Annotated in this window: 28 protein-coding genes; 11 read left to right on the top strand and 17 right to left on the bottom strand. The window is 56.6% G+C overall.

What is annotated here, in order from left to right; all coding sequences use genetic code 11:
- Positions 1–57 precede the first annotated feature (57 nt).
- Positions 58–519: a GNAT family N-acetyltransferase gene (locus tag Q0775_RS03950; RefSeq protein WP_298858035.1), complete on the top strand. Its 462-nt coding sequence runs from the start codon at positions 58–60 to the stop codon at positions 517–519.
- Between the two features lie 45 nt (positions 520–564).
- Here Q0775_RS03950 and Q0775_RS03945 read toward each other — a convergent pair whose 3' ends face one another.
- Positions 565–2,193, bottom strand: coding sequence for an AMP-binding protein (locus tag Q0775_RS03945; protein WP_298858034.1), 1,629 nt, complete (start codon positions 2,191–2,193; stop codon positions 565–567).
- A gap of 103 nt (positions 2,194–2,296) precedes the next feature.
- Between Q0775_RS03945 and Q0775_RS03940 the strand changes: the two genes are divergently transcribed.
- From Q0775_RS03940 to Q0775_RS03925, 4 genes are all read left to right on the top strand, one after another.
- The gene (locus Q0775_RS03940; RefSeq protein WP_298858033.1) at positions 2,297–3,238 is read left to right on the top strand and encodes a DMT family transporter; all 942 of its coding nucleotides are present in this window, start codon (positions 2,297–2,299) and stop codon (positions 3,236–3,238) included.
- Positions 3,235–3,891: a sulfotransferase family 2 domain-containing protein gene (locus tag Q0775_RS03935; protein ID WP_298858032.1), complete on the top strand. Its 657-nt coding sequence runs from the start codon at positions 3,235–3,237 to the stop codon at positions 3,889–3,891. The genes Q0775_RS03940 and Q0775_RS03935 overlap by 4 nt, the downstream gene beginning before the upstream one ends.
- 239 nt (positions 3,892–4,130) lie before the next feature.
- The gene (locus tag Q0775_RS03930; RefSeq protein ID WP_298858031.1) at positions 4,131–4,802 is read left to right on the top strand and encodes a Hint domain-containing protein; all 672 of its coding nucleotides are present in this window, start codon (positions 4,131–4,133) and stop codon (positions 4,800–4,802) included.
- Between the two features lie 145 nt (positions 4,803–4,947).
- Positions 4,948–6,132, top strand: coding sequence for a hypothetical protein (locus Q0775_RS03925; RefSeq protein ID WP_298858030.1), 1,185 nt, complete (start codon positions 4,948–4,950; stop codon positions 6,130–6,132).
- A gap of 41 nt (positions 6,133–6,173) precedes the next feature.
- Here Q0775_RS03925 and Q0775_RS03920 read toward each other — a convergent pair whose 3' ends face one another.
- The 10 genes from Q0775_RS03920 to Q0775_RS03880 all read right to left on the bottom strand — a co-directional run bounded on the left by Q0775_RS03920 (position 6,174) and on the right by Q0775_RS03880 (position 15,505).
- Positions 6,174–8,378, bottom strand: a complete 2,205-nt coding sequence (locus Q0775_RS03920) for a 3-hydroxyacyl-CoA dehydrogenase NAD-binding domain-containing protein (RefSeq protein WP_298858029.1) — start codon at positions 8,376–8,378, stop codon at positions 6,174–6,176.
- 20 nt (positions 8,379–8,398) lie between these two features.
- Positions 8,399–8,857, bottom strand: a complete 459-nt coding sequence (locus Q0775_RS03915) for a hypothetical protein (RefSeq protein WP_298858028.1) — start codon at positions 8,855–8,857, stop codon at positions 8,399–8,401.
- Positions 8,858–8,861: 4 nt separating this feature from the next.
- The gene (locus Q0775_RS03910) at positions 8,862–10,073 is read right to left on the bottom strand and encodes an acetyl-CoA C-acetyltransferase (RefSeq protein WP_298858027.1); all 1,212 of its coding nucleotides are present in this window, start codon (positions 10,071–10,073) and stop codon (positions 8,862–8,864) included.
- A gap of 28 nt (positions 10,074–10,101) precedes the next feature.
- A complete protein-coding gene (yidD, locus tag Q0775_RS19955; protein ID WP_366863064.1) occupies positions 10,102–10,476 on the bottom strand; it encodes a membrane protein insertion efficiency factor YidD in 375 nt (124 codons plus the stop codon).
- 3 nt (positions 10,477–10,479) lie between these two features.
- Positions 10,480–11,118 (bottom strand): glutathione S-transferase family protein, encoded by a 639-nt coding sequence (locus tag Q0775_RS03905; RefSeq protein WP_298858026.1) that lies wholly within the window; start codon positions 11,116–11,118, stop codon positions 10,480–10,482.
- Positions 11,119–11,270: 152 nt separating this feature from the next.
- Positions 11,271–12,428 (bottom strand): acyl-CoA dehydrogenase family protein, encoded by a 1,158-nt coding sequence (locus Q0775_RS03900; protein ID WP_298858025.1) that lies wholly within the window; start codon positions 12,426–12,428, stop codon positions 11,271–11,273.
- Positions 12,429–12,431: 3 nt separating this feature from the next.
- Positions 12,432–12,968, bottom strand: coding sequence for a hypothetical protein (locus Q0775_RS03895; protein WP_298858024.1), 537 nt, complete (start codon positions 12,966–12,968; stop codon positions 12,432–12,434).
- 56 nt (positions 12,969–13,024) lie between these two features.
- Entirely contained in the window at positions 13,025–13,237 is a 213-nt protein-coding gene (locus Q0775_RS03890; RefSeq protein WP_298858023.1) for a hypothetical protein, read from the bottom strand.
- Between the two features lie 50 nt (positions 13,238–13,287).
- Entirely contained in the window at positions 13,288–15,069 is a 1,782-nt protein-coding gene (locus tag Q0775_RS03885; RefSeq protein ID WP_298858022.1) for an acyl-CoA dehydrogenase C-terminal domain-containing protein, read from the bottom strand.
- Between the two features lie 37 nt (positions 15,070–15,106).
- Positions 15,107–15,505 carry a MerR family DNA-binding transcriptional regulator gene (locus Q0775_RS03880; protein ID WP_298858021.1) on the bottom strand — a complete coding sequence of 133 codons (399 nt, stop codon included), beginning with the start codon at positions 15,503–15,505 and terminating at the stop codon, positions 15,107–15,109.
- A 300-nt stretch (positions 15,506–15,805) separates the two neighbouring features.
- Between Q0775_RS03880 and Q0775_RS03875 the strand changes: the two genes are divergently transcribed.
- On the top strand, positions 15,806–16,009 hold the full coding sequence (locus Q0775_RS03875) for a hypothetical protein (protein ID WP_298858020.1): 204 nt from the start codon (positions 15,806–15,808) through the stop codon (positions 16,007–16,009).
- Here the strand turns inward: Q0775_RS03875 and Q0775_RS03870 are convergent.
- The gene (locus Q0775_RS03870) at positions 16,006–16,386 is read right to left on the bottom strand and encodes a MerR family DNA-binding transcriptional regulator (RefSeq protein WP_298858019.1); all 381 of its coding nucleotides are present in this window, start codon (positions 16,384–16,386) and stop codon (positions 16,006–16,008) included. The two genes, Q0775_RS03875 and Q0775_RS03870, sit on opposite strands and share 4 nt — an antisense overlap.
- Before the next feature lie 138 nt (positions 16,387–16,524).
- Here Q0775_RS03870 and Q0775_RS03865 point away from each other — a divergent pair, with 138 nt between their 5' ends.
- The 3 genes from Q0775_RS03865 to Q0775_RS03855 all read left to right on the top strand — a co-directional run bounded on the left by Q0775_RS03865 (position 16,525) and on the right by Q0775_RS03855 (position 18,783).
- On the top strand, positions 16,525–16,947 hold the full coding sequence (locus Q0775_RS03865; protein WP_298858018.1) for a PaaI family thioesterase: 423 nt from the start codon (positions 16,525–16,527) through the stop codon (positions 16,945–16,947).
- Positions 16,944–17,456 (top strand): PaaI family thioesterase, encoded by a 513-nt coding sequence (locus Q0775_RS03860; protein WP_298858017.1) that lies wholly within the window; start codon positions 16,944–16,946, stop codon positions 17,454–17,456. Before Q0775_RS03865 ends, Q0775_RS03860 begins: the two co-directional genes overlap by 4 nt.
- A gap of 67 nt (positions 17,457–17,523) precedes the next feature.
- Positions 17,524–18,783: an MATE family efflux transporter gene (locus Q0775_RS03855; protein ID WP_298859939.1), complete on the top strand. Its 1,260-nt coding sequence runs from the start codon at positions 17,524–17,526 to the stop codon at positions 18,781–18,783.
- A gap of 54 nt (positions 18,784–18,837) precedes the next feature.
- Here the strand turns inward: Q0775_RS03855 and Q0775_RS03850 are convergent, their stop codons facing one another.
- From Q0775_RS03850 to Q0775_RS03840, 3 genes are read right to left on the bottom strand one after another with little or no spacing between them, the layout of a single operon-like run.
- Entirely contained in the window at positions 18,838–19,881 is a 1,044-nt protein-coding gene (locus Q0775_RS03850) for a quinone-dependent dihydroorotate dehydrogenase (protein ID WP_298858016.1), read from the bottom strand.
- The gene (locus tag Q0775_RS03845; RefSeq protein ID WP_298858015.1) at positions 19,878–20,309 is read right to left on the bottom strand and encodes a DUF1330 domain-containing protein; all 432 of its coding nucleotides are present in this window, start codon (positions 20,307–20,309) and stop codon (positions 19,878–19,880) included. Before Q0775_RS03845 ends, Q0775_RS03850 begins: the two co-directional genes overlap by 4 nt.
- Positions 20,306–20,656 carry a DUF952 domain-containing protein gene (locus Q0775_RS03840; RefSeq protein ID WP_298858014.1) on the bottom strand — a complete coding sequence of 117 codons (351 nt, stop codon included), beginning with the start codon at positions 20,654–20,656 and terminating at the stop codon, positions 20,306–20,308. The genes Q0775_RS03845 and Q0775_RS03840 overlap by 4 nt, the downstream gene beginning before the upstream one ends.
- Before the next feature lie 161 nt (positions 20,657–20,817).
- Between Q0775_RS03840 and Q0775_RS03835 the strand changes: the two genes are divergently transcribed.
- Complete coding sequence (locus Q0775_RS03835; RefSeq protein ID WP_298858013.1) at positions 20,818–22,374, top strand: bifunctional metallophosphatase/5'-nucleotidase; 1,557 nt, start codon at positions 20,818–20,820, stop codon at positions 22,372–22,374.
- Between the two features lie 54 nt (positions 22,375–22,428).
- Here the strand turns inward: Q0775_RS03835 and Q0775_RS03830 are convergent, their stop codons facing one another.
- Entirely contained in the window at positions 22,429–22,716 is a 288-nt protein-coding gene (locus tag Q0775_RS03830) for a DUF1203 domain-containing protein (RefSeq protein WP_298858012.1), read from the bottom strand.
- Positions 22,717–22,837: 121 nt separating this feature from the next.
- On the opposite strand from Q0775_RS03830, the gene Q0775_RS03825 reads away from it, so the two are divergent.
- A complete protein-coding gene (locus Q0775_RS03825; protein ID WP_298858011.1) occupies positions 22,838–23,515 on the top strand; it encodes an SOS response-associated peptidase in 678 nt (225 codons plus the stop codon).
- A gap of 34 nt (positions 23,516–23,549) precedes the next feature.
- Here Q0775_RS03825 and Q0775_RS03820 read toward each other — a convergent pair whose 3' ends face one another.
- Positions 23,550–23,933: a hypothetical protein gene (locus tag Q0775_RS03820; RefSeq protein WP_298858010.1), complete on the bottom strand. Its 384-nt coding sequence runs from the start codon at positions 23,931–23,933 to the stop codon at positions 23,550–23,552.
- Positions 23,934–23,951: the final 18 nt, after the last annotated feature.

Raw genomic sequence — 23,951 nt, 5'->3', positions numbered from 1 at the left:
TTGTTATGAAGCTACATTAGCATTTGAATGAGGCAGGGCAATGGCTGGAGGGGTGATATGGAGATCAGGCAGGCAGATAAGAATGACGTGCAGGCGATTGCGCGATTGTGGCATTCGGGCTGGCATCTGGGGCATGCGGAAGTCGTTGATGCCGCGCTGGTGCGTTCGCGGGTGCCAGAGGAGTTTGTCGCACGGACGCAGACCCATCTTGGAGAGGCTTATGTGGGTCTGGTCGGAGTGGAGATCGTGGGCTTTTTTATGATTAAAGAGAATGAGCTTTATCAGTTTTATCTTGGAATGGCCCATCATGGCAGCGGGCTGGCAAATCTATTGATGTTCGAGGCCGAAGCGCGGCTGTCTGGTCCGCGTGCATGGCTGGGTTGTAGTGTGGGCAATGACCGCGCGGCGGCATTTTATGTCAAAGCAGGTTGGGAAAACATGGGGAGTGAAGTGTTCGAAGCCGAGACATCCGATGGAATTTGCCCCGTTAATATCTGGCGATTTGAGAAAGACCTTTAGTTGACGGCGGGCGGCAAATTTTCATGGAAATTCTGGGTGCTTGGGTCAGAGAGTCGCTGCAAGTTTGCGCAGCTCGAACTTTTGAATTTTGCCTGTGGAGGTTTTGGGGAGTTCTTGAAAGACAACTTTCTTTGGCGTTTTGAAGCCGGCGAGAGTTTCGCGGGTAAAGGCGATGAGCGTTGCCTCGTCCACTTCTGCGCCGGGCTTAAGCTCAATGAAAGCGCAGGGAACTTCGCCCCATTTCTCATCTGGTTTGGCGACAACTGCGGCCAGCATCACGGCATCATGGCCCATGAGGGTGCTTTCGACTTCGACGGAGGAGATATTTTCACCGCCCGAAATGATGATGTCCTTGGCGCGGTCTGCAATCTGGATGTAGCCGTCGCCGTGCTGGATCGCGAGGTCGCCTGAGTGGAAGTAGCCACCCTTGAAGGCCTCTTGGGTCGCCTCGGGATTTTTCAGATAGCCTTTCATCACCGAGTTGCCACGGATCATGATCTCGCCTTGTGTTGCCGCATCGCGGGGAACTTGGACCATGTTCTCGTCCATGACAGTGATGTGTTCCATCATCGGAAATGCGACCCCTTGGCGGGCCTTCACTGCGGCGAGGGCAGGTTTGTCGAGATTGGCCCAGTCTTCCTCGCGCCATATGCATTCGGTGACATGGCCGTACGTCTCGGTCAGGCCGTAGACGTGGGTGACGTTAAAGCCCATAGCCTCGAATTTGCCCAAAGTTGCGGGGGCGGGGGGGGCACCTGCGGTGACAACTTCGACCATATGGGAGAAATCTCGGCGCTCGTCTTCGCCGGCATTGACCATCATGTTGAGCACGATGGGGGCACCGCCAAAGTGTGTGACGCCTTCGTCTGCGATGGCGTCGAAGATGGCGGATGCGGTGATATCACGGGCGCAGACGAGGGTGCCGCCGATCAGGGGCATCATCCACGTGTGGTTCCAGCCGTTGCAATGGAACAGCGGCACGATCTGCATAAACACGGGATGCAGCACCATGCGCCATGAGACGACTGTGCCCATTGTCATGAGATACGCGCCCCGGTGGTGGTAGACGACGCCCTTGGGCCGTCCTGTTGTGCCTGAGGTATAGTTAAGTGCGAGGCTCTCCCATTCGTCCTCGGGCATATCCCATTCAAAATCCACGTCGCCGCCAGCGATCACATCTTCATAGACGGGATGACGGCCTGTGGCAGGGAAGCCTGCTGGGGCGTCGGGGACTTCGATGATGCGGGGGGGCGTGCCGTCCATCTGGGCGGCGGCGGTTTCGGCAAGCTCGATGAATTGGGTATCGGCGAGGACTACGGATGCGCCGCCGTGATCGAATATGTAGGCGACCGTATCCACATCGAGACGGGTATTGATTGTGTTGAGGACCGCACCGCAGGCGGGCACGCCGAAATGGGCCTCTGCCTGCGCGGGGATATTCGGGAGCAACGTTGCGACCACATCGCCCGATGATACGCCCATAGCGGAGAGGGCGGACGCCAGACGGGTGCAGCGGGCGTGATACTCAGCGTAGGTGACGCGGTGATCGCCATACACAACCGCCGTGCGGTCAGCAAATACGTCAGCGGCGCGGCGCAGATGCGAGAGTGGTGTCAGTGCCACATAGTTGGCGTCGCATTTCTCAAGCCCGCTCTCGTCCTTCATCCATCCCATAGGCCACTCCCTTTATAACATTATTGCCAATGTGTCGGAACACGATATGCAGGACAGACAAAGATGCAATGCCGAAAGATCGGTGATGCAGGGAGAGACACAAATGAGCGATACAGGCCTGCGCCCCGGATTGGCGGCGGCGTCCATTCTTTGCGGCATGTTTGTGCTGGGGATCACCGATAACTTTGTGCCCTATATTTCTGAAACAGGATCGCTGTGGCAGTTCCATATGCTGCGTGGTGGGCTGGCGGTAATCCTACTCATGCTGGTGGCTGCGGTCGGTATCGGTGTGATCCAGCCCATCAGTTGGCGGGCGGTGCTCGGGCGCTCGCTATTCCCCGCCAGTGCGATGCTGATCTATTTTGGCTGTTTGTCAGTGCTGCCGATTGGTGTGGTGGTGGCGGGGCTATTTACGGCGCCGATGTTTGTGTTGCTCATCGCGGTCTTTTTCCAAGGCGAGAAGGTAGGTTTGGTGCGTATTGGTGCTGTGGTGCTGGGTTTTGTTGGGGCTCTACTGGTGATCCAGCCTGATCCAAGTGCGCTTGACCCCATCGCCTTTGCGCCGATTGTGGCCGGAATGCTTTACGCTGTCGGTGCCGTGGTGACGCGGCTGTGGTGTGCGCAGGAAAGCACGATTGCACTGTCGGCGGGTTTCTTCGGGATGTTGACGCTGTTTGGCAGTATTGGATTGCTCATCCTGCCTGCGGGCGGGCCTGAGGGGTTTGAAGGGTTTGTGCTGCGCGGCTGGGTGCCGCTGACGGGTGCTATGTGGTTCTGGATCGCAGTGCAGGCTGTTGGTTCGATTCTTGGAATCGGGCTGATCTTTCGCGGTTATCTACTGGGCGAGGCGGGATATGTCGCTGTATTCGAATATTCTCTTTTGGTTTTCGCCAGCTTTTGGGCGTGGGTCTTGTGGGGCCAGACGGTGGGGCCGCTGGCTTTGGTAGGGATGGTGATGATTGCAGGGGCCGGCGTTGTGATCACGCTGCGTTCAGACGAGGCAATGCCCGTGCGGGCAGTGAAGGTGCCCGAGGACGAGGCATGATCCTGTCGAGGGGGCGCAAATATCTCTTCATCCATGCGCCCAAGACGGGGGGCACTTCCATGGCGCTGGCGCTAGAAGCGCGGGCGATGAAGGACGATATTATGCTGGGCGATACGCCCAAAGCACGGCAGCGGCGCAAGAAGCTGGTGGACGTTCAGGCGGCAGGGAGGCTTTGGAAGCACTCCACTTTGGCCGAACTTGATGGGCTGGTAACGTTGGAGGAATTGGACGACTTGTTTATCTTTACCATGGTGCGCAACCCGTGGGACCGCATGGTGAGCTATTACTACTGGCTGCGTGCGCAAAGCTTTGATCACCCTATTGTTGAGTTGGCGAAGGAGCGGACGTTTGAGGCCTTCGTTGCGGAGCCGCTTATCGCGCAGAGCTTTTCCCGCGCAACTGCGGCCTCTTATGTCACGGACGCGCAGGGGGTGGAGCGGGAATGTCTTTTTATCCGGTTAGAGCATCTGGCACAGGATCTCGCACCGTTGGAGGCGCATTTGGGATTTGCGCTCGATATTCCGCATGTGAACCGAAGTATGCGTGCTGGTCATTACCGCGATGCATATCGTGACGATGCGCGTGCGCAGGTGGCTGACTACTGTGCTGCTGATATCGCGCGGTTTGGGTATCGCTTTGAGGGCGATGCTTAGAATCATCGCTCTACTGGGAACTCGGCCTTAGTTTTGCTTCCAAAATTCCGAAATTGCGTCCCGTATTGTGCCGAAACTCAACCAAATCTTAGGAGTTTAGGGTGAATTATTACCGGTATTCGGGACAATGCCCCAAGTCTGCCTAAATCATGGCCCTTGGTTGCCCCACGAATCACGCCAAGTGGTTTCAGGAAAACGATGCACCTCAAAATGAGGGCACAGATCAAGGGGACGATGAAATGTTTGGAATAGGATTTAAGCCGCAGCAACCGACACGCCGCGCAGTTGAAATGACCGGCGCTTATGACGGTGGCCTCGCCACATTAAGCCACGGTTTGATGGCAGGCACACGGGTTGCCAGTAATCTGGGATGGCGTGCGATCGACGCGCTGACCGTGGGTGACAAAGTGCTGACGTTTGACCACGGTATGCAGGCGATCACCGAGATTCGCCGCGCACATATGTGGCTTGATGCGCCAGATAGCGCCGAAACGCTTTGGCCTGTGGTGATCCCTGTCGATGCGCTGGGCAATCGCGAAGAGCTCACCCTGCTCCCAGATCAGGGTGTAATGGTCGAGAGCGATGCAGCACAAGATATGCATGGTGATCCTTTTGCGGTTATCACAGCGATCAGCCTTATAGGTCTGCGCGGTATTCGCCAGCGCCAGCCGATACACCGTGTCGAGTTGATTGCCGTCTATTTTGCACAAGATGAAGTGATTTATGCCGAGGGTGGCGCATTGATCCATTGCCCGCGTGACATGTCAACGCTGGACAAGTTCCTTGAGGCTGGCCCACAGACGTACCAAGTACTCAGCGGTGAAGCGGCAGAAGAGTTGGCTGATATGATGTATCTTGAGGATCAAATGATGGTGCCTGCCGACAGTGCGGCATTTTTCGCCACACTCTGAGTTTTCCTGAATAGATTATCCGGCCAGTCCCCATGGTTGAAAAAGGGTCGCTTTGGCGGCCCTTTTTTGTGTCTTCTTTCCTGTTGGTGAGGGGCGTAAGAAAAGGCAGCGTTCACGATTGGACTAACGTGGTTAGAAATTTGATATGTTAAGTTTTTTAATTTTGGCGATCTGTGCAATGACTGCTGGCGTTTTGCTCTATCCACCAGTGGCGCGGGCAACTTTGTGGCGTGCTGCAATCACGCCGTTGGCGTCCATCATCGGCAGTGGTTTTTTGGTGTTGGGTCCGATTTTGAATGCCTCTTTTGGAGGGGTTGCACCATTGGTGATGGCGGGGCTTTGTTTTGTTGCTTATCTGTTTGGCGGTGCGATCCGATATAACATCGCCTATCTGGACCGCACACATAGTTTGGGCAGGCACCAACCTTTGGAGGCGGCAGCGTCATGGGCGCTGGCCTTAGCCTATGTGATTTCGGTGGCGTATTACCTGAATTTGTTGGGAGCATTTGCCGCAACAATGGTTCCGCAGGGTGGGCATACCCTTGCCCCCACGATTACCACAGCCGTATTTCTTGTGATCCTGACCGTGGGTTGGACCCGTGGTTTTGGGGCTTTGGAGCGGTTGGAGCAGCTTTCGGTTGGTATAAAGTTGTCGATCATTGCGGGGCTGTTGTTTGGGCTTGTGTGGTATTTTGGGTCGCAGGAAGCTGCGGATGCTTTGGCCGTTCGGCCGCCGCAGGTTGGCTTACTGGAGGGGGTTTTGCTGGCTTTTGGTTTGCTGGTGACGGTACAGGGGTTTGAAACGTCCCGCTATTTGGGATCGGAATACAATGCAGATACGCGGGTGCGTTCCATGCGGATGGCTCAGGGGATATCAACCCTCATCTATATGATTTATATCAGTCTTCTATGTTTCTCTTTTGCTCCTGACCCTGCGGTGCTGCATGAAACGGCGATCATTGACATGATGGGAGGCGTGGCTCCGGTTTTACCAGTTCTACTCGTAATAGCGGCGCTGAGTGCCCAATTTAGCGCGGCGGTCGCAGACACAAATGGATCGGGCGGATTGCTCACTGAACTGACGAAGGGGCGGCTATCGGCGCGTGCCGGGTATGGCATATTGGTGGCCTGTGGTCTGGTGCTCACATGGGCGTTCAGCGTGTTCGAGATCATCGGCTACGCCTCGCGGGCCTTTGCGATATACTATGCGATACAGGCTTTCATTGCGTCACGGCGTGCGATGGAAGATGCGCCATTGAAAGCGTTATTATTCGGAGCTTTGGCTGCTTTAGGGTTGCTCATCGCTGTCTTTGGTACGGCGGTCGAGTAGAGCGGAAAGGGGCGCTGCAGCGCCCCTTTCCGCAGTATATCTTAAGCGGCGTTTTCGGCCTTCGGACCAAAGCGGCCATAGAAGCTTTGGTTCTTTTCCGCCATCTCGCGCAGCAAGGCCGGTGGCTCGAATCGCTCACCGTATTTTGCAGCCAACTCTTCGCAACGCTCTACTGCGTAGGGTGTGCCGATCATATCGAGCCATGAGAGCGGGCCACCAGACCACGGGGCAAAGCCCCAGCCGAGGATCGCGCCGACGTCGCCTTCGCGAATGTCCATGAGCACGCCTTCTTCAAGTGCACGCACGGCCTCAAGGACTTGCACAAACATCAGGCGGTCCTGGACATCTTGCAGGGTGGGCTGCTCTTCAGCGAGCGGGTATTTGTCCTGCATGCCTTTCCAGTAGCCAAGGCGCTTGCCCTTCTCGTCATAGTCGAAATAGCCCGCCTTGGTTTTGCGGCCCAAGCGGCCCTTCTCTTCGAGCCATACGATGAGATCATCGGCCTCGGATGCAGGATACGCGTTGCCCATCGCGGCTTTGGTCGCGCGCATGATTTTGGTGGCAAGGTCAACGGAAGTCTCATCGCCGAGTTGCACTGGCCCCACGGGGAAGCCCAGCATTTGTGCCGCTTGGTCGATGTACCACGGGGCCACACCTTCGGTGATCATGCGGTTTGCTTCGCCGCCGTAGGGGATGATGCAGCGGTTGGCGTAGAAGAAGCGTGCATCGTTTACCACGATCGGTGTCTTGCGGATCTGGCGCACATAATCGAGCGCTTTTGCCACTGCGCGGTCGCCTGTATTTGCGCCCTTGATGATCTCGACCAACAACATCCGCTCCACGGGGGAGAAAAAATGGATGCCGATGAACTGCTCTTGGCGCGAGGATGCTTTGGCCAGATCGGTGATTGGCAGGGTGGAAGTGTTGGAAGCGTAGATGCAATCCTCGGGAATGACGGCCTCGACCTTTTTGGTCATCTCGGCCTTCACTGCTGGATCCTCGAACACGGCCTCGATGATCAGATCGCAGCCTTTAAGCGCGTCGAGATCAGGGGTAGCTGTAATGAGCGATAGCAACGCTTCTTTCTTCTCCACGGTCGCCTTTTTGCGCGCGATACCTTTGTCCATATAGCTCTCGGAATAGGCTTTGCCTTTGTCGGCAGCCGCTTGGTCGCGGTCGATCAGGACAACTTCGATACCTGCCTGAGCAGAGACAAGTGCGATGCCCGCGCCCATCATGCCGGCGCCCAAGACACCGAGCTTTTTAACCCGCTGGTCGGGGATGCCTTCGGGGCGCACGGCGCCTTTTTCCAGCGCTTCCTTGTTGAGGAAGAGCGAACGGATCATCGCGGCGGATGTCGGGTTCATCAGGATGGAAGTGAACCAGCGTGCCTCGATCTTGAGAGCCGTGTCGAAGGGAACGAGGGCCCCTTCGTAAACTGCTGAAAGTAGAGCTTTTGCAGCAGGGAATGCACCTTTTGTCTTGCCGTTAACCATAGCGGAGGCACCGACGAAGGTCATAAATCCTGCGGGATGATAGGGGGCACCGCCAGGCATTTTATACCCCTTTGCGTCCCATGGTTTCAAGATGTCGGCATCGGTTGCAGACAGCACCCATGCACGGGCGTCGGCCATTGGATCATCGCTGACCTCATGGATGATACCGGCTTTTTTAGCAGCGTCGGGGGCCAGCATTTTGCCCTCCAGCAACAGCGGGGAAGCAGCCATCGCACCCAGCATACGGACAAGGCGGGTGGTGCCACCCGCACCAGGGAAGATGCCGACCTGAATTTCGGGCAGGCCAATGCGGGCTTTTGGATTGTTGGCGACAAAGATGCGGTGCGTGGCGAGGGGCAGCTCAAGACCGATACCCGCAGCAGTTCCGGGCAGGACGGAGGCGATGGGCTTGCCGCCTTTGTTGGTTTTGGGGGCCATGCCGGCACGCTCGATTTTGCGCAGGAGGTGGTGCATGCGCATGGTGCCCTCAAACAGACCTTTGGCCGGATCGTCGCCTGCATCGGCTTTCATTTTAGCCAGGAGGTTGAGGTCCATGCCGCCTGCGAAGGAACCTGCCTTGCCGGAGGTGATAATGATGCCTTTGACGGCGTCATCGGCAAGGGCCTGATCCGTGAGCGCGTCGAGCTGTTCCAGCCCTTCCACGGACATGACATTCATGGATTTATCAGCCACATCCCATGTGATGGTCGCGATGCCTTCGGCATCAGTTTTCATTGTAAAATCGGTCATATTGCGTTCCTGACTTTTGTCTATTTGTCTGCCGTTGTGGCGTTATGCGCATGGAGCGCCGCCCCGATGGCCAGTGTTTTGTCGAGGGCGTAGTGGCTGGAGGTGATTTTCCATACCCCGTCGATAAGCTCTATTGTCGAGAAGGATGGAAAAGGCTCGGCGATCCGCTGTGATCCGGACATCAGATGGGTCGTATGCGTTGATCCGATGTGGGTCGGACTGCGGAAATTGCAGACGTCACATTTGCGGATTACATCAGTAACCCTTTTGCGCCGATGGCTGTCGATGGTCTTTTCAAACAACTGCTTAAGCGCGGTTGTTGTTTCGATCGACGCCTTCGCATCCGTAGTGGACATGAAGTGGGGGAGGTGGAAACAGGCCGCGAATGTGTCAAAGTCACCTGCAAGCAGAGCATCGCCAGTGATCTTGAGCAGCTGCTCACAGATCGCACGTGCATCTTCTGTTTCCCCCCAACTCATCGCGTTACACCCGCTCGATGATCGTGGCGGCACCCATGCCGGACGCGATGCAGAGCGTAGCGAGGCCTACCTCTTTGTCTGCACGCTCCAACTCGTCCAGCAGTGTGCCGATGATCATCGCACCTGTGGCACCCAACGGGTGGCCCATTGCAATCGAGCCGCCGTTTACGTTGACCTTGTCATGATCCACGTCAAAGGCCTGCATGAAGCGCATGACAACTGAGGCAAATGCCTCGTTCACTTCGAACATGTCGATGTCTTTGATGTTCATGCCGTTATCGGCAAGGATTTTCTCGGTCACAGGTACGGGACCTGTCAGCATGATCGTCGGGTCTGTGCCGATTTTCGCGGTGGCACGGATGCGTGCACGCGGCTTGAGGCCGTATTTCTCACCGAATTCCTTGTTCCCGATCAGGATCGCCGCCGCACCATCCACGATGCCAGAGGAGTTGCCTGCATGGTGGATGTGGTTAATCTTTTCGAGATGCGGATACTTAAGCAAAGCCACTTTATCAAAGCCGGGCATCACTTCGCCCATAGCTTGGAACGCGGGGTTCAGGGCACCGAGGGACTGCATGTCAGTTTGGGGGCGCATGTATTCATCATGGCTGAGTATTTCCAAGCCGTTCTGATCGCGGATGGTGATGATGGACTTGGCAAAACGGCCCTCGTCCCACGCTACTTTTGCGCGCTGCTGGGATGCTATCGCGAGCTGATCCGCTTCATCACGGGTGAAGCCGTACTCGGTGGCGATGATATCGGCAGAGATACCCTGTGGCACAAAATACTGGTCCATTGCGATGCTCGGGTCCGCAGCGATTGCCGCGCCATCACTGCCCATGGGCACGCGGCTCATCATTTCGACGCCGCCAGCGATATAGGCCATGCCAGCACCGCCTTTGACTTGGTTTGCGGCAAGGTTTACGGCCTCCATGCCGGAGGCACAGAAACGGTTGATCGCAAGACCCGGAATACGCTCGTCCAGATCAGAGGCGAGTACGGCAGAGCGTGCAAGGCAAGAACCCTGTTCCATCACTTGGGTCACGTTGCCCCAGATCACATCCTCCACGGCATGGCCTTCGAGATTGTTGCGCTCTTTGAGAGCGTTGAGGGTGAGGGCCGACAAACGCAGCGATGTCAGTTCGTGCAGGGCGCCGTCGGCACGGCCTTTACCGCGCGGGGTGCGCAGGGCGTCGTAGATATAGGCTTCGGTCATAGTAGATGTCCTTTTGTTATGTCTTTGGTCACAGGCTGCAGCAGTCAGGGCTGCAATCCGGTGAGCAATCCGGTGATGTGTCCGCGCTGCCACTTTTGCCGCGGGGGCAAGAGCATCCGGTGCACGGATCGCAATAATGATACCAACGAGTTTTCTCTTCCCGTTTTGGTGCGTCGTCTTCGCTGCGGTCTGCAAGCGCCGTGGCCGCCTGCTTGCAGTCGGCAAAGCGCCTCAAGATGAGCGGCACTGCTTTGAGCAGGCCAAAATTCGCAATCGTGTGTTTGGCAAAACCGGAGCATCCCGTGCCGCCATGCGTCAACCTGTACGCACAGCCATAGCCTTTTCGCGGAGAGAGATACCGCTGATAGGCAACGATGGCCGAAAGGGCAGGCTGGCGCAGCATGGATTATGCGCGATCCGCAGGAGAGCCGGGCATGAGGTCATATGGTGCTTTCCAACCTGGTGTGTTCGAGATGCGGGTGAGCCACGCGTCGATGTTTGGGTATGCGCTGCGGTCAAAGCCGAAAGGCTCGGGGTAGTAGAGATAACCACAGCAGCTCAGGTCCGCGTTGGTCATACCGTCGCCCACGATCCAGTCGCGGCCCTCAAGGTGGCTGTTGAGCAAGTCATAAGCGGCGGTAAGGCGACCCTGATTGAAGGCGATAACTTCCTTGGGCTGCTTGTCGGCGGGTAAAAAGTTCATCAAGAAACGCGTCATGCCAGCCATCGAGCTGAGTTTATGATTGTCCCATAGCACCCAGCGCAGGATCTCGCGCCGCTCGGCCGCGTCTTTGCCGCCAAATTTGCCCGACTTTTCCGAGATATAGTCCTGAATAACGCCCGATTGCGTTAGCTTGATATCGCCGTCGATCATCACAGGGGCTTCGCCCAGATTGTTGATCTGACTGCGGTAGTCAGCGGAGCGCGTTTCGCCGCCAAAGAAGTCGACCTTTACAGGCTCCCAAGCAAGACCGGAGAGCTCGAGCGCAAGTGCTGCCTTGTACGCGTTGCCGCTTTCGCCGAAGCAATAGAGTTTGATTGTCATAGGTCCGGTTCCTGTTGTTGATGTCGAGTGCGGGTGGACCCGCATGAGTTTAAGAGGCCAAATGGAGTGGAGGGCTTTGCGTTGGGGTGATAGGGGTGCGCTTCATTATTTTGCGTTTGAGCTGAATTCCGCACTTCCGCGTGCGATGTCCTTCACAAATTGCGCGAAATCAGCTCCTTCATAATCTCGTTTGTGCCACCATAGATGCGTTGAACGCGAGCATCGGCCCACATTTCGCCGATGGCGTATTCTTGCATGAAGCCATAGCCGCCGTGCAGTTGAAGGCACTCGTCGAGGACTTCGCCTTGGGTATCCGTGAGCCAATATTTGGCCATGGCTGCGCGATCGACTGTTAATTCGCCGCGTAAATGCTCAGCGATGCATTGATCCAGAAAAGCGCGGGCAACTGTTGTCTTGGTTTTACACTCAGCCAGTTTGAAACGAGTATTCTGGAACTGCGTGAGGGGGCCGCCGAAGGCTTCGCGCTCTTGGCAGTACTGGATTGTGCGCGCGACAGCGCCCTCCATTGCGCCGACGGCCTCGCATCCGATGATCAGCCGCTCTTGCGGGAGTTGCTGCATCATCTGGTAAAAGCCTTTGCCTCCTTCCCCGCCGAGGATGTTTTCGGGCGGAATTTCGACATTATCGAAAAAGAGTTCGGAGGTGTCGGAGGCGTGTTTACCGATTTTTTCGAGATTTCGGCCACGTTGGAAACCTGCGGCGCCGTCAGTCTCAACGACTACAAGGCTCATCCCTTTGGAGCCAAGCGAAGGGTCGGTTTTAGCGGCGACAATGATTAAGTTCGCGTGCTGGCCGTTTGTGATGAAGGTCTTTTGACCCGAGAGACGATAGGCATTTCCGTCCTTGATCGCTTTGGTTTTGATGGCTTGCAGGTCGGACCCCGTTGAGGGTTCGGTCATCGCCAATGCGCCCACAAGCTCGCCTTTCATCATCTTGGGCAGCCAGTCTTTCTTCTGCTCTTCAGAGCCGTACTTCAAAATATAATGCGCCACGATGCCGGAATGGATGCTGTGGCCCCAGCTTGCCAGATTGGCGCGCGCGGCTTCGATCAGGATTGTCGCCTCATGGCCGAAATCACCGCCCAAGCCGCCGTATTCCTCGGGGATGGAGGGGCAGAGCAGGCCCAACTCACCCGCTTCATACCATGCATCGCGGTCCATTTCGGACTGCTTGCGCCATTTCCCGAAGCGGGGCGCCCATTCGGTATTAATGAAGTTGGCCGTCATTTCGGCGAGCATTTTGTGCTCGTCGGTCATCCATGTGGAGGCCGCGGGGGCAAAATCTTTCATGATTTATCCAATTACTTGTGTAGTGCCTTTGGGGAGGGTGACGCCAGCGAAGTCGGGGTAGATTTCACGCAAAAGATCGATCTGGCGGCTGTCATCGATGCGGATGAGGTACCATTTACCCCCGTCTTCAAGAGTGAGTGTTGCGCTGGTGGACTTTAATTTCTGAGCACTGCTCGGAATTTGCACAACAGTTTGCGTCGGGATGAGGCCATAGGGACGGCCCGTGGATGTTGTCATAAATTTTGCCTGATCAAGGGCCATTCCGAAGGATATGATTTTGACTTCTTTGGTGGCTTTAAGCGTTGACCTTGCCATCTCGCGGCGCAAGGTCTTTTCTGGCACACCGCCCTTGATGGCGATGGCTGTGATCATGCGCGGGGGGATGACATTGATGATCTCGGTTGTGCGCCCTTGGACGAAGGCACGTTCAAAACTTGCGATGCGGGTTGCGATATCTGCACGGTCTTCTGCGGGTAGGTTATAGGGTGCTGCGCACGCCGCCAAAAAAAGTGCTGCGGCAAGAATGAGTCTGCGGACCATCTAATATCTCCCTTATCACGGTCTTATATCGTGCCAGATTTCTCCCTCTGGCGTGACTATTTCTTTCGTGCGTCCAAATCAGCGTTGAACAGGCGCAAACGTGCGGTCAGGTTTTCTTCGTTCATCACGGATGAGAAGTTCTCGAACAGGAAGGACAATGCCTCGCCCTCGTCCAGCCCCGCTTCGGCGCTAAATTTTTTGAGATTGCGGTAGCCGTCTTCCGTCATGGCGACGGGGAAGCGGCGGGTCAGGCGAAAGCGTTTTGGCACATATCTCTCCGTGTGGGGATGGCGGGAGCTTGTGCCCCCGCCACACCAGTTTAGAAGTTTGCCGCGTCCAGCGCCATGACCGTGTCGGCACCCGATTGGATGCGTGTCAGGTGCAGGGCCGTGGCCGGCAGTTGGCGTGCCATATAGTAGCGCCCTGTTGCCAGCTTTGTCTCATAGAACGTGGCGTCGGTGGTGCCAGCGGCCAGCGCGTCGCGTGCTGCTTTGCCCATCATACCCCACATCAGACCCAAGCAAACATGACCAAACATGTGCATAAAATCATTTGACCCTGCAAGTGCGTGGTTGGGGTTCTTCATGCCGTTTTGCATGAAGTACATGCCTGCTGCTTGCAGATCCTTTGACGCGGCCTTGAGCGGCTCGATGAAGTCTTTGTCAAACGCCTCATCCTGACCTGCGTTGTCTTTGCAGAAGGATTTCACCAGATCAAAGAAGACCATCACATGTTTGCCGCCGTCTTGGGCCAGTTTACGACCGACCAGATCGAGCGCTTGGACGCCATTTGCGCCTTCATAGATCATCGCAATACGGGCATCGCGGGTAAACTGTGACATGCCCCATTCCTCGATATAGCCGTGGCCACCATAGATTTGCTGGGCTTTTACAGTCATGTCGTACCCAACATCGGTCAGGAACCCTTTGATCACAGGGGTAAGCAAGGACACGAGGCCGTCCGCGTCTTTATCCTCGGAGCGGTGGGCAGCGTCGATCATCGTGGCCCCCCAGAGGATGAACGCACGCGCACCTTCGGCAAAGCTCTTTTGGTCCATCAGGGAGCGGCGGATATCGGGGTGTACGATTAGCGGATCGGCGGGCTTGTCCGGCGCTTCAACGCCTGTCACGGCACGACCTTGCAAACGGTCGTGGGCATAGGCCAGCGCGTTCTCATAGGCAACTTGTGCTTGCGCCAAACCCTGCATACCGACACCCAGACGGGCCTCATTCATCATGGTGAACATCGCGCGCATGCCTTTATGCTCTTCGCCCAACAAATAACCTGTGGCCTCGTCATAGTTCATCACGCAAGTGGAATTGCCGTGGATGCCCATCTTGTCCTCGATAGAGCCAACTGCGGCCCCATTGCGGGTGCCGAGGGAGCCGTCTTCATTGACGTTGACCTTGGGCACGATGAAGAGGGATACGCCTTTAATGCCCTCGGGGCCGCCTTCGATCTTGGCGAGTACCAGATGGATGATGTTGTCGGCCATGTCGTGCTCACCCGACGAGATAAAGATTTTCTGGCCGGTGATTTTATAAGAACCGTCATCCTGCGGAACAGCCTTGGTGCGCATCAGGCCAAGATCGGTGCCGCAGTGAGGCTCCGTGAGGTTCATGGTGCCGGTCCACTCACAACTTACCATTTTAGGGAGCCATTTGTCTTTTTGTGCGTCGGTGCCGTGCGCGAGGATGGCAGAGGCAGCACCGTGGGTCAGGCCTTGATACATGGTGAATGCCATGTTGGCGGACGAAAACATCTCTCCTACAGCGGAGCCGATCACGGCGGGCATGTTCTGGCCGCCGTATTGCTCCGGCATATCGAGACCGGGCCAGCCGCCTTCTTTCACCTTTTCAAAGGCTTCTTTGAACCCTTTAGGCGTATAGACGACACCGTTCTCAAGGCGGCAACCTTCTTTGTCGCCTGATGCGTTGAGGGGGGCGAGGACTTCGCTGGACAGCTTGCTGGCTTCCTCAAGGATAGCACCCGTGAAGTCAGGCTCAAGATCGGCATAGCCGGGAGTTTTTGCCTCAGTTATTTTGAGTACGTCGTGGAGGACGAACTGCATATCTTTTGTAGGCGCTGTATATGTCGGCATTTGGTTTCTCCCTGAAACAAATGTGGTGTTGGTGTCTTTAGCTAGCTTGGCGCACTGCGGATTGCGCCGAGATTATTTTTTCGACAAACTTGAGTTGTTCGTGCAAGTCAGTGATTGCCTCATCCAGTTCGCTGCGCTGCTTCTCGAGGTCTGTGAGCCGCGTGCTGGCCAGATCAAAAGTTTGCTGAAGTTGGCTCATTTGGCCATCCCCTTTGTAATAGAGGTCCAGCAGTTGGCGAATTTCTTCGAGCGAAAAGCCGAAACGCTTGCCGCGCAGGATCAGCTTGAGGCGGGCGCGATCACGTTTGGTGAACAAGCGCTTCTGTCCGATCCGCTCGGGGAACAGCAGTTCCTTGGCCTCATAGAAGCGCAACGTGCGGGGGGTGACGTCGAAGGCGTCACACATCTCTCGGATTGTTAAGGTATCGGTGCTCATATTCATCTCGCATTTGGCCTGGACTGGGTCAAACAGGCGGTGTCAGAGTAGGCATAACGCCTTTAGTGAAGCTTACGTAGTGATACTTCACGTCACTTTCTAGGTTTACCCTGGATGACTTTGCGTCAACTTTGCGTGAAGAGGGCACCATTTTCTGACACGACGAAATTGCTACTTTGGCGTGAATTTCCGCGCCAAAGGTCTGGCAGCCCTTTGATTTCTCCCCTATGCGCATCCGTCTGTATAATCATGCGGCACGTGCTTGCAGGATTGGCCGTAATGCGTTTCAGGAGTGAGAAAATGACCTCCCATATTCAAGTGGTTAGCGATAATTCTAAGCAAGGCAGTGACGGATTTTCCTCCTATCTATTGATGGCCGCAAAAATTGTGGAAACGGTTGCGTTCGAAATCGCGCAGCAGGCACCGGCAAATACTGTTGAGGAGATTCTGACGCTTGCCAGTCAGATCGAGAAAGCAGGCTTGGCTTTGCGCGAAAGGGTCTAAGCGTTTTCGCCCAATGTGGTGACTGTTTCGTCGCGCAAGCGCGTCAGCTCTGTATAGGCTTCTTCGAGTTGGCGGCGCTTCTCGGCGAGTTCTTCAAGCTGGCCATTCGCCATCTCGACCCAAGCCTGCATCTGGGCGATGGTGCCTTCATTCTCGTAGATCAAAAGCCACTGACGAATATCCTCAAGGGCAAAACCAAAGCTGCGGCCCCGAAGAATCAGTTCCATCCTTGCGCGTTCACGTGCCCCGTAAAAGCGGGTACGCCCTTCGCGGTCGGGTGAGAGCAGCTCGATATATTCGTAATACCGCAACGTGCGCGGGGTTACGTCAAACTTGGCGCACATTTCCTTGAAGGTCAGGCGGGTTTCATCGCTCATGTTAATGTCTTCCTCCGGAGCTCTACGCTAAAAGCCCTGCGCGCGATGTGCAACGGTTGCTATTGCCCTTTGTCGGGCCTTGCGCTGTAAAGGGCCGAAAAGTGCGGTCATAGTTTCACTGCGCGAAAGAAGGGTCCTATGGTCGACAAGACAAAGTTCGCACGCCAGTTTATCGAAGCGCTGCCCCATTCTGTCATGCTTGGTATGGAGATGCAGGAGATCGGCGACGGCGTTGCCACGATTAACATGCCCTACAAGGACGAGTTGATTGGTGATCCGGTGACGGGTGTGATTCATGGGGGTGCGGTTTCGGCGCTTATGGATACCTGTTGTGGCGCGGCGGTGATGTGTCACCCTGAAAATGCGGGTGGAACGGCGACGATTGATTTGCGGATTGATTACATGCGTGCGGCGACACCGGGCCAGACGATTACAGCAGTCGCCACGTGTTATCACGTAACGCGCTCGGTTGCCTTTGTTCGCGCTGTTGCGCTGGATGAGGATACTGAGCGCCCCGTCGCCACGGCAACAGGTGCTTTCACCATGGAGGCCCGCAAATGAGTGTCCGTAAACGTCCCGAGCCTGTCCAGGTGATCAAGCAACGCCGCGATGCAGCACTCAAGGCGCTGGCGGGAGCTGTGCCTTACATCCGCTTCCTCGGGATCGAGTTCGAGCGGCGCGGAGACGAGCTGACAGGGATTTTGCCGTTTCGCGATGTGCTGATCGGTAACCCGCTGCTGCCTGCACTACATGGCGGTGCCACAGCTGCCTTTCTCGAAGTGACAGCTGTGATGACGCTGAACTGGTCGTATTTGTGGGATGATCTGGAGGCGGGTAAGCTTGACCTTGAGGGGCGTGCGCCTGCGGATTTGCCGCGCTTGCCCAAGACCGTTGATTTCACAGTCGATTACCTGCGCACTGGCCTTCCGCGCGATGCCTATGCACGTGCGCGGATTACACGGGCGGGGCGGCGCTATGCTTCGGTGCAGGTTGAGGCGTGGCAGGACAACAAGGACCGCTTGTACGCGCAGGCGATGGGTCATTTCGTGATGCCCGCGCCCCGCGACTGATAATGTGAGCACTCCTGACACCGACAAACTGACCCACTGGCGCGTGCTGCACCTTGCGGTGCCGATCATGCTGTCCAATGCGACTGTGCCGATTCTCGGGGCTGTGGATACGGGGGTGGTGGGACAGATGGGGCTGGCTGCGCCTATTGGGGCGGTTGGCATCGGTGCTGTGATCCTGTCGGCGTTTTATTGGGTGTTCGGGTTTCTGCGCATGGGAACCGTGGGCCTCACGGCACAGGCCGAAGGGCAGGGGGACCACGGTGAAGTTGCGGCATTGCTGACCCGTGCGCTGATGATCGGTCTGTGCGCGGGGGTGGTGATCATCGGCTTGCAAGCCGCGTTGTTCTGGGCGGCGTTCCAAGTCTCGCCTGCCAGTGCAGAAGTCGAGGGGCTGGCGCGACAGTATATGGCTGTGCGCATCTGGTCTGCGCCAGCGGCGATTGCGCTTTATGGCATCACGGGGTGGCTCATTGCGCAGGAACGTACGCCGGCTGTGCTGGTTTTACAACTGTGGATGAACGGGCTGAACATCGCGCTGGATGTCTGGTTTGTGCTGGGGCTGGGCTGGGGCGTGCAGGGGGTTGCCCTTGCCACTGCGATTGCAGAGTGGAGCGGCTTTGCCTTGGGGCTGTGGTTTTGTCGGGCGGTGTTTGCGGACGCGGCTTGGCGCGCTTGGGCTTCGGTGTTTGATGGTGTGCGCTGGCGGCGGATGATGGGCGTGAACAGCGATATTCTGATCCGCTCCCTGCTGCTTCAGGCGATATTTGTGAGCTTCATGTTGATGGGGGCCGCGCAGGGGGATGTCACGCTGGCCGCTAATCAGGTGTTGATCCAATTCTTGATGATCGCGAGCTATGCGCTGGACGGATTTGCCTTTTCCGCAGAGGCGCTGGTGGGCAAAGCGGCGGGGGCGCGTAAACCTGTGTTGTTGCGCCGTGCCGCAACGTTGGTTTGGGGTTGGGCTATGGCATCGGCGGTAGGTATGGGCATTATCTTCGCGCTGTTCGGGGGAATAATTGTGGATTTGATGACCACATCGCCAGAGATTAGGGAGATCACGCGGATCTATTTGCCATATCTGGTGTTTCTACCTGTGATCGGCTGCACAGCTTTCATCCTCGACGGGATATTTGTCGGTGCCACACGCAGCCGCGACATGCGCAATATGATGGCGGTCTCGTTTTGCGTTTACGTGGTTTGCGTGATGGTGCTCGTTCCGATCATTGGAAACCACGGGCTTTGGTGGTCGATGCTGATCTCTTTTGTGGCGCGCGCTGCTACCCTTGGCTTGCGATACCCCGCGCTTGAACGTGCCGCCGCGGGGTAGCCAATTTTTCTTTGAAAAATTGTGCCCAGAGTTTCGAAGAACTCCGACGGGCACCTAGAGCCATGCGGTGCGGTTGCTGCCGACGGCTTCGGCGACAGAGGCAAAGCCGTCGCGCGCCAAACACACGTCAATGCCGCGTGCGATGTCGCCTACCATCGAGAGGCCTCCAAAAACCAAGGCCGTGTAGAGCTGGATGGCGGATGCCCCGGCGCAGATTTTTGCATAGGCTTGGTCTGCGTCGCCAATACCGCCGACACCGATGATGGGCACATCTGTCAGGGTGGACAGCCGCGCCAGAACGCGGGTGGATTTTTCGAATAGGGGGGCGCCGGACAGGCCGCCCATTTCGCCCTTATGGATCGATTTCAGACCTTCGCGCGAAAGGGTTGTATTGGTTGCGATAATGGCGGCGACGCCTGCGTCCTGAGCCACTTGTGCTACGTCGGCGATCTCAGCCTCGGTCAAGTCGGGTGCAATCTTGAGCATCACGGGCGTATCACCGCGCACGGCCATGACACCTTCGAGCAGGCCTGCCAAAGCCGCTTTGCCTTGAAGATCGCGCAGCTTTTCTGTGTTGGGGGAGGACACATTTACAGTTGCGAAATCGACGTGATTTTTAGCGGCTTCCATCACGCGGGCAAAATCGGCGGCGCGGTCTGTGCTCGTTTTGTTTGCGCCAAGGTTGAGGCCCACGGGAATCGTGCGTTTGGCCTCAGCGATGCGTCTACAGATCGCGTCCATCCCGTCATTGTTAAAACCGAAGCGGTTGATCGCGGCGCGGTCCTCTGTCAGGCGGAACAGGCGCGGTTTGTCATTGCCGGGTTGGGGCAGGGGTGTAGCGGCGCCCACTTCGATAAATCCAAAGCCCGCAGCACTCAGTGGTTCAATCGCAGTCGCGTTTTTGTCAAAACCAGCCGCAAGCCCCACAGGGTTGGGGAAGTGCATGCCTGCAAGATCAACGGCAAGGCGCGAAGTGCTCACGGGGCCAGGTTTGGGAGTCAGCCCTGCGCGTAAGGCGCGGATGGCCAGACCATGCGCCGCTTCGGGATCGAATTTGCGCAGTACACTCAGGCCCATCGCCTCAATCATGGTGTTCATGCAAAGATATCCGATGCGGGGAGTGGGGCCGTGCGGATCAGGCGCGAGTTCATAACTGCGGCTTGGCGGTGGACAACTGCTTTTTGGTATTCGGGGTCAGTGACCATCGCGAGAAAGGCACCAGCATTCGGGTATTGTGCGATGAACATGGCGTCCCATGCATCATCGCTCGGGCCGATGAGCGATACTTCGAACTCGCCGCGCCAGATTATGCTCCCCCCAACGCGAGACAAGACGGGGCCGCTGGCGGCGCCGTAGTTTGCGTAGGCCTCGGCCCCTGTAAGCGTCTTCGCGGCCAATGGATGATCTGCCGGATAGTTGGCTTGCGGGTGGAACTGCACCAGATTGAGCATATTGATCGGCGTGTCGCGGGGCAGGGATTTGAAAATCTCGAACTGCGCTCGCTCGGTATCGCGGTATTGGGTCATTGTGCGGCCTCCGTCAGTCCTGCGGGAAACTGGTGCACGCCGTTCTCAAGGGGGAGCGGTTGCGCCCAGATCACATCGGCCATTGTCAGTTTGCGGTAGAGATGAGGGAAGAGCGCATCGCCGCGCGAAACCTCCCATTCCAGCGCTTCACCAAGCGCGTCCGTCTCAAGCGCTACGAGGAACAACCCGTCCTCGCCTGCGAAATGTTTGGATGCAGTCTCGGCTACCTGCTGGGCAGTGGAGATGTGGATATAGCCGTCGGCCACGTCAATCGGGGCACCTGTAGTTTCGCCCTCTTTGCGCAGAGTTTGCCATTCGTCGGTGCGGAGTAATTTGAATATAAGCATAGGTTCCGTGATGCCGCCACGCGACCCAGCGGTCAAGAGGCGAAGCACCGCCTATGCAATGGGCGGACCTGAGGGTGACGTAACGCCAAGGGCATATCTTCTTTGACAGGGTCCCACCAGAGCGCCACGATACGGCCATTCATTCCTATGGGGGACTTACCATGAAACGATTCCTTTTGAGCGCCGCCGCCTTGAGCCTGACGGCAGGCATGGCCAGCGCCGACTACACAGTGACGATCTTGCACACCAATGATTTCCACGCGCGGTTCGAACCGATTAGCAAATATGACGGTCCTTGTGGTGCTGAAGATAACACAGCGGGTGAGTGTTTTGGCGGTACCGCCCGCATGGTTACAGCAATTAAGGACGCCAATGCCCGGACCAACAACGCCATCCTTGTGGACGGTGGCGATCAGTTTCAAGGCACCTTGTTTTATACCTACTACAAGGGCCAAATGGCCGCCGAAATGATGAACAAGCTGGGCTATGACGGCATGACCGTGGGCAACCACGAGTTTGATGATGGCCCTGAAGTGCTGGCCTCCTTTATGTCGGCGGTCAACTTTCCGATTCTGATGTCGAACGCTGATGTGAGCGCCGAGCCGCTTTTGGCTGACACACTTGCCAAATCCAGCGTAATCGAGCGTGGCGGCGAGAAGATTGGCCTTATTGGTCTGACGCCTCAGGATACTGATGAATTGGCCAGTCCGGGCGATAACGTGAAATTCTCCGATCCTGTGGTCGCGGTTCAGGGTGAAGTTGACAAGCTGACGGCGATGGGCGTGAACAAGATCATTGTGCTCAGCCACTCAAGCTATGCCATTGACCAGAAAGTTGCAGCCGAGACGACGGGTGTAGATGTGATTGTGGGCGGCCATTCCAACACGCTGCTCAGCAATACAAACGAGCGTGCGGAGGGGCCATACCCGACGATGGTGGGCAACACGGCGATCGTTCAGGCCTATGCTTACGGCAAGTATCTCGGTGAATTGAACGTCACATTCGATGATGAGGGCAACATCACACAAGCAACAGGTGAGCCAATCCTGATTGATGCTTCTGTTGCCGAAGATGCGGAAACCGTCGCGCGGATTGCCGAAATGGCAGCACCGCTTGAAGAAATCCGTAACAAAGTTGTGGCCGATACTCCTGAACCGATTGGGGGTGACCGTGCTGTCTGCCGTGCGCAGGAATGCACGATGGGCAATCTGATTGCCGATGCGATGCTGGCGCGTGTCGCCGATCAAGGCGTTAGCGTTGCGATCCAGAACAGTGGCGGTATCCGCGCCTCCATTGATGCGGGTCAGGTCACCATGGGCGATGTCCTCACGGTTCTGCCGTTCCAGAATACGCTGTCGACTTTTCAGGTCACAGGTGCGGTGCTGGTTGAAGCGCTCGAAAATGGTGTGAGCCAAGTTGAAGAGGGCGCAGGCCGCTTCCCACAAGTGGCGGGGATGAGCTTTGCCTTTGATGCAAGCGCTCCTGCGGGTTCACGCGTGTCAGATGTTATGATCGGTGGCGAAGCTGTGGATATGGAGAAACTCTATGGCGTCGTGTCCAACAACTATGTGCGCAATGGCGGGGATGGTTACGCCATGTTCAAAACTGCGGCGAACGCCTATGATTTTGGCCCCGATCTGGCCGACGTCACTGCAGAGTTTCTGGCTGCTAACGCGCCCTACAAACCCTATACTGACGGACGCATTTCGATGAAATAAGTCAACCTTTCACAGAATCAGAAGGCGCGGCCCTGCAACGGGACGCGCCTTTTTTTATGCATGCGTGATGCGGGTCAAAAAACAGTTGTTACTGGCCGAGCGGACATCGAAAAATGCGATTTCAGGCCGCTCCAAAAGAGCGGCGGCGTAAGTGGTTATCGCCTCAGGTGCGATGATCTTGCCTGTGCCATAGCAGATACGTTCGTCCGCAGTGTAGCCTTTGACTAGGTAGCCTGCACTTGTCGCGAGAATCGGCGGTACACCTTCACTTTCAAACGCGCCGCCGTCACGCAGGGTGGCCACCGTCTCAGTGGGCAATGGATGATAGGGGATACTGATCATGATAGCGCTCCTTTCTCAATCTTATGGCAAAAGGAGCGATGAGCTGGCGACCCGTATGATGCGCATTTGATCTGTCGCGTTCGCACGTTAAGCTGGTCGCGAGAACAATGGGAGAGGGCGGATGTGTGGACGTATGGCGCTGACGCTGCCGCCTGAGGCGATGGCGCAGATGTTTGGGGCAGAGCCTGCCAACGCCTTGCCGAAAGGGCCAAATTACAACATCTGTCCAACTGACCAGATTGGGGTGATCACGGGCGGGGAGGACCGCGCAAGGCGGATGGAAGCGATGCGTTGGGGTTTGATCCCTCAATGGTACAAGAAGCCAAACGATGGACCGCTGTTGATCAACGCACGCGCCGAGACGGTGCTGGAAAAGCCTGCATTCCGGAGTGCTGTCCATGCGCGTCGGGTGCTAATCGTGGCCAGCGGTTTTTATGAATGGACCAAGGATGCACAAGGCGCACGTGATCCATGGTACATCACGCGCAGCGATGGTGCACCTTTAGCCTTGGCTGCATTATGGCAAAACTGGACAGACCCACAAAGAGGGGAGGACATGCGAACAGTCGCTGCTCTCACTGTCGGGGCAAATGCCACCATGCAAGAGATTCATCACCGTATGCCCGTGGTCGTTGAGGCCGATGATTGGGCGCTGTGGTTGGGGGAGAAGGGCAAAGGCGCCGCACCGCTTATGCGGGCGGCGACTGAAGATAAGTTGCAGATGCACCGTGTGGACCGCGCAGTAAATTCAAACCGCGCTTCCGGCCCCGAGCTCATCGAACCTTGGGAGCCCACTTAGGTAATGCATACCCGTCAGGGCCAGCTTGTATAGACTAGTCCTGAACGCCGGCGGGTTGGCCGCTGAAATTCAAAATGCCTACCACAGCAACATTGCCGTTTTCGTCAACTTCATCGCCTTCTCCACCCGGAACAAGGCTTTGGAAACGGTTTGGCATGCCTGCAACGATACTCATCGCTGTTTCGCTCCCGTCGGCCATACCGGCGATGATCCAGCTGCCATCTTCGGCCGCGACATCGCGCATCTCGCCAGAGGCATTTTCGAAAATGACTGTGTCACCTGGTTGGACATAGTTGATTTCTGGAAAAAATGCATAATCCATCATCAAAATGCGGTATTCTTCGGCCGAGGCAGAGCCTGTGGTGCAGGTCAGCGCGGCGGCTGTAACAGCAGCGCGCAGGAAAAATTTGCTAAGCATTGCTATGCTCCTTGGTGT

The sequence above is a fragment of the uncultured Sulfitobacter sp. genome (genome assembly GCF_947499945.1).
Classification (GTDB): Bacteria; Pseudomonadota; Alphaproteobacteria; order Rhodobacterales; family Rhodobacteraceae; genus Sulfitobacter.
This window is presented reverse-complemented; position numbering and strand designations above follow the sequence as displayed.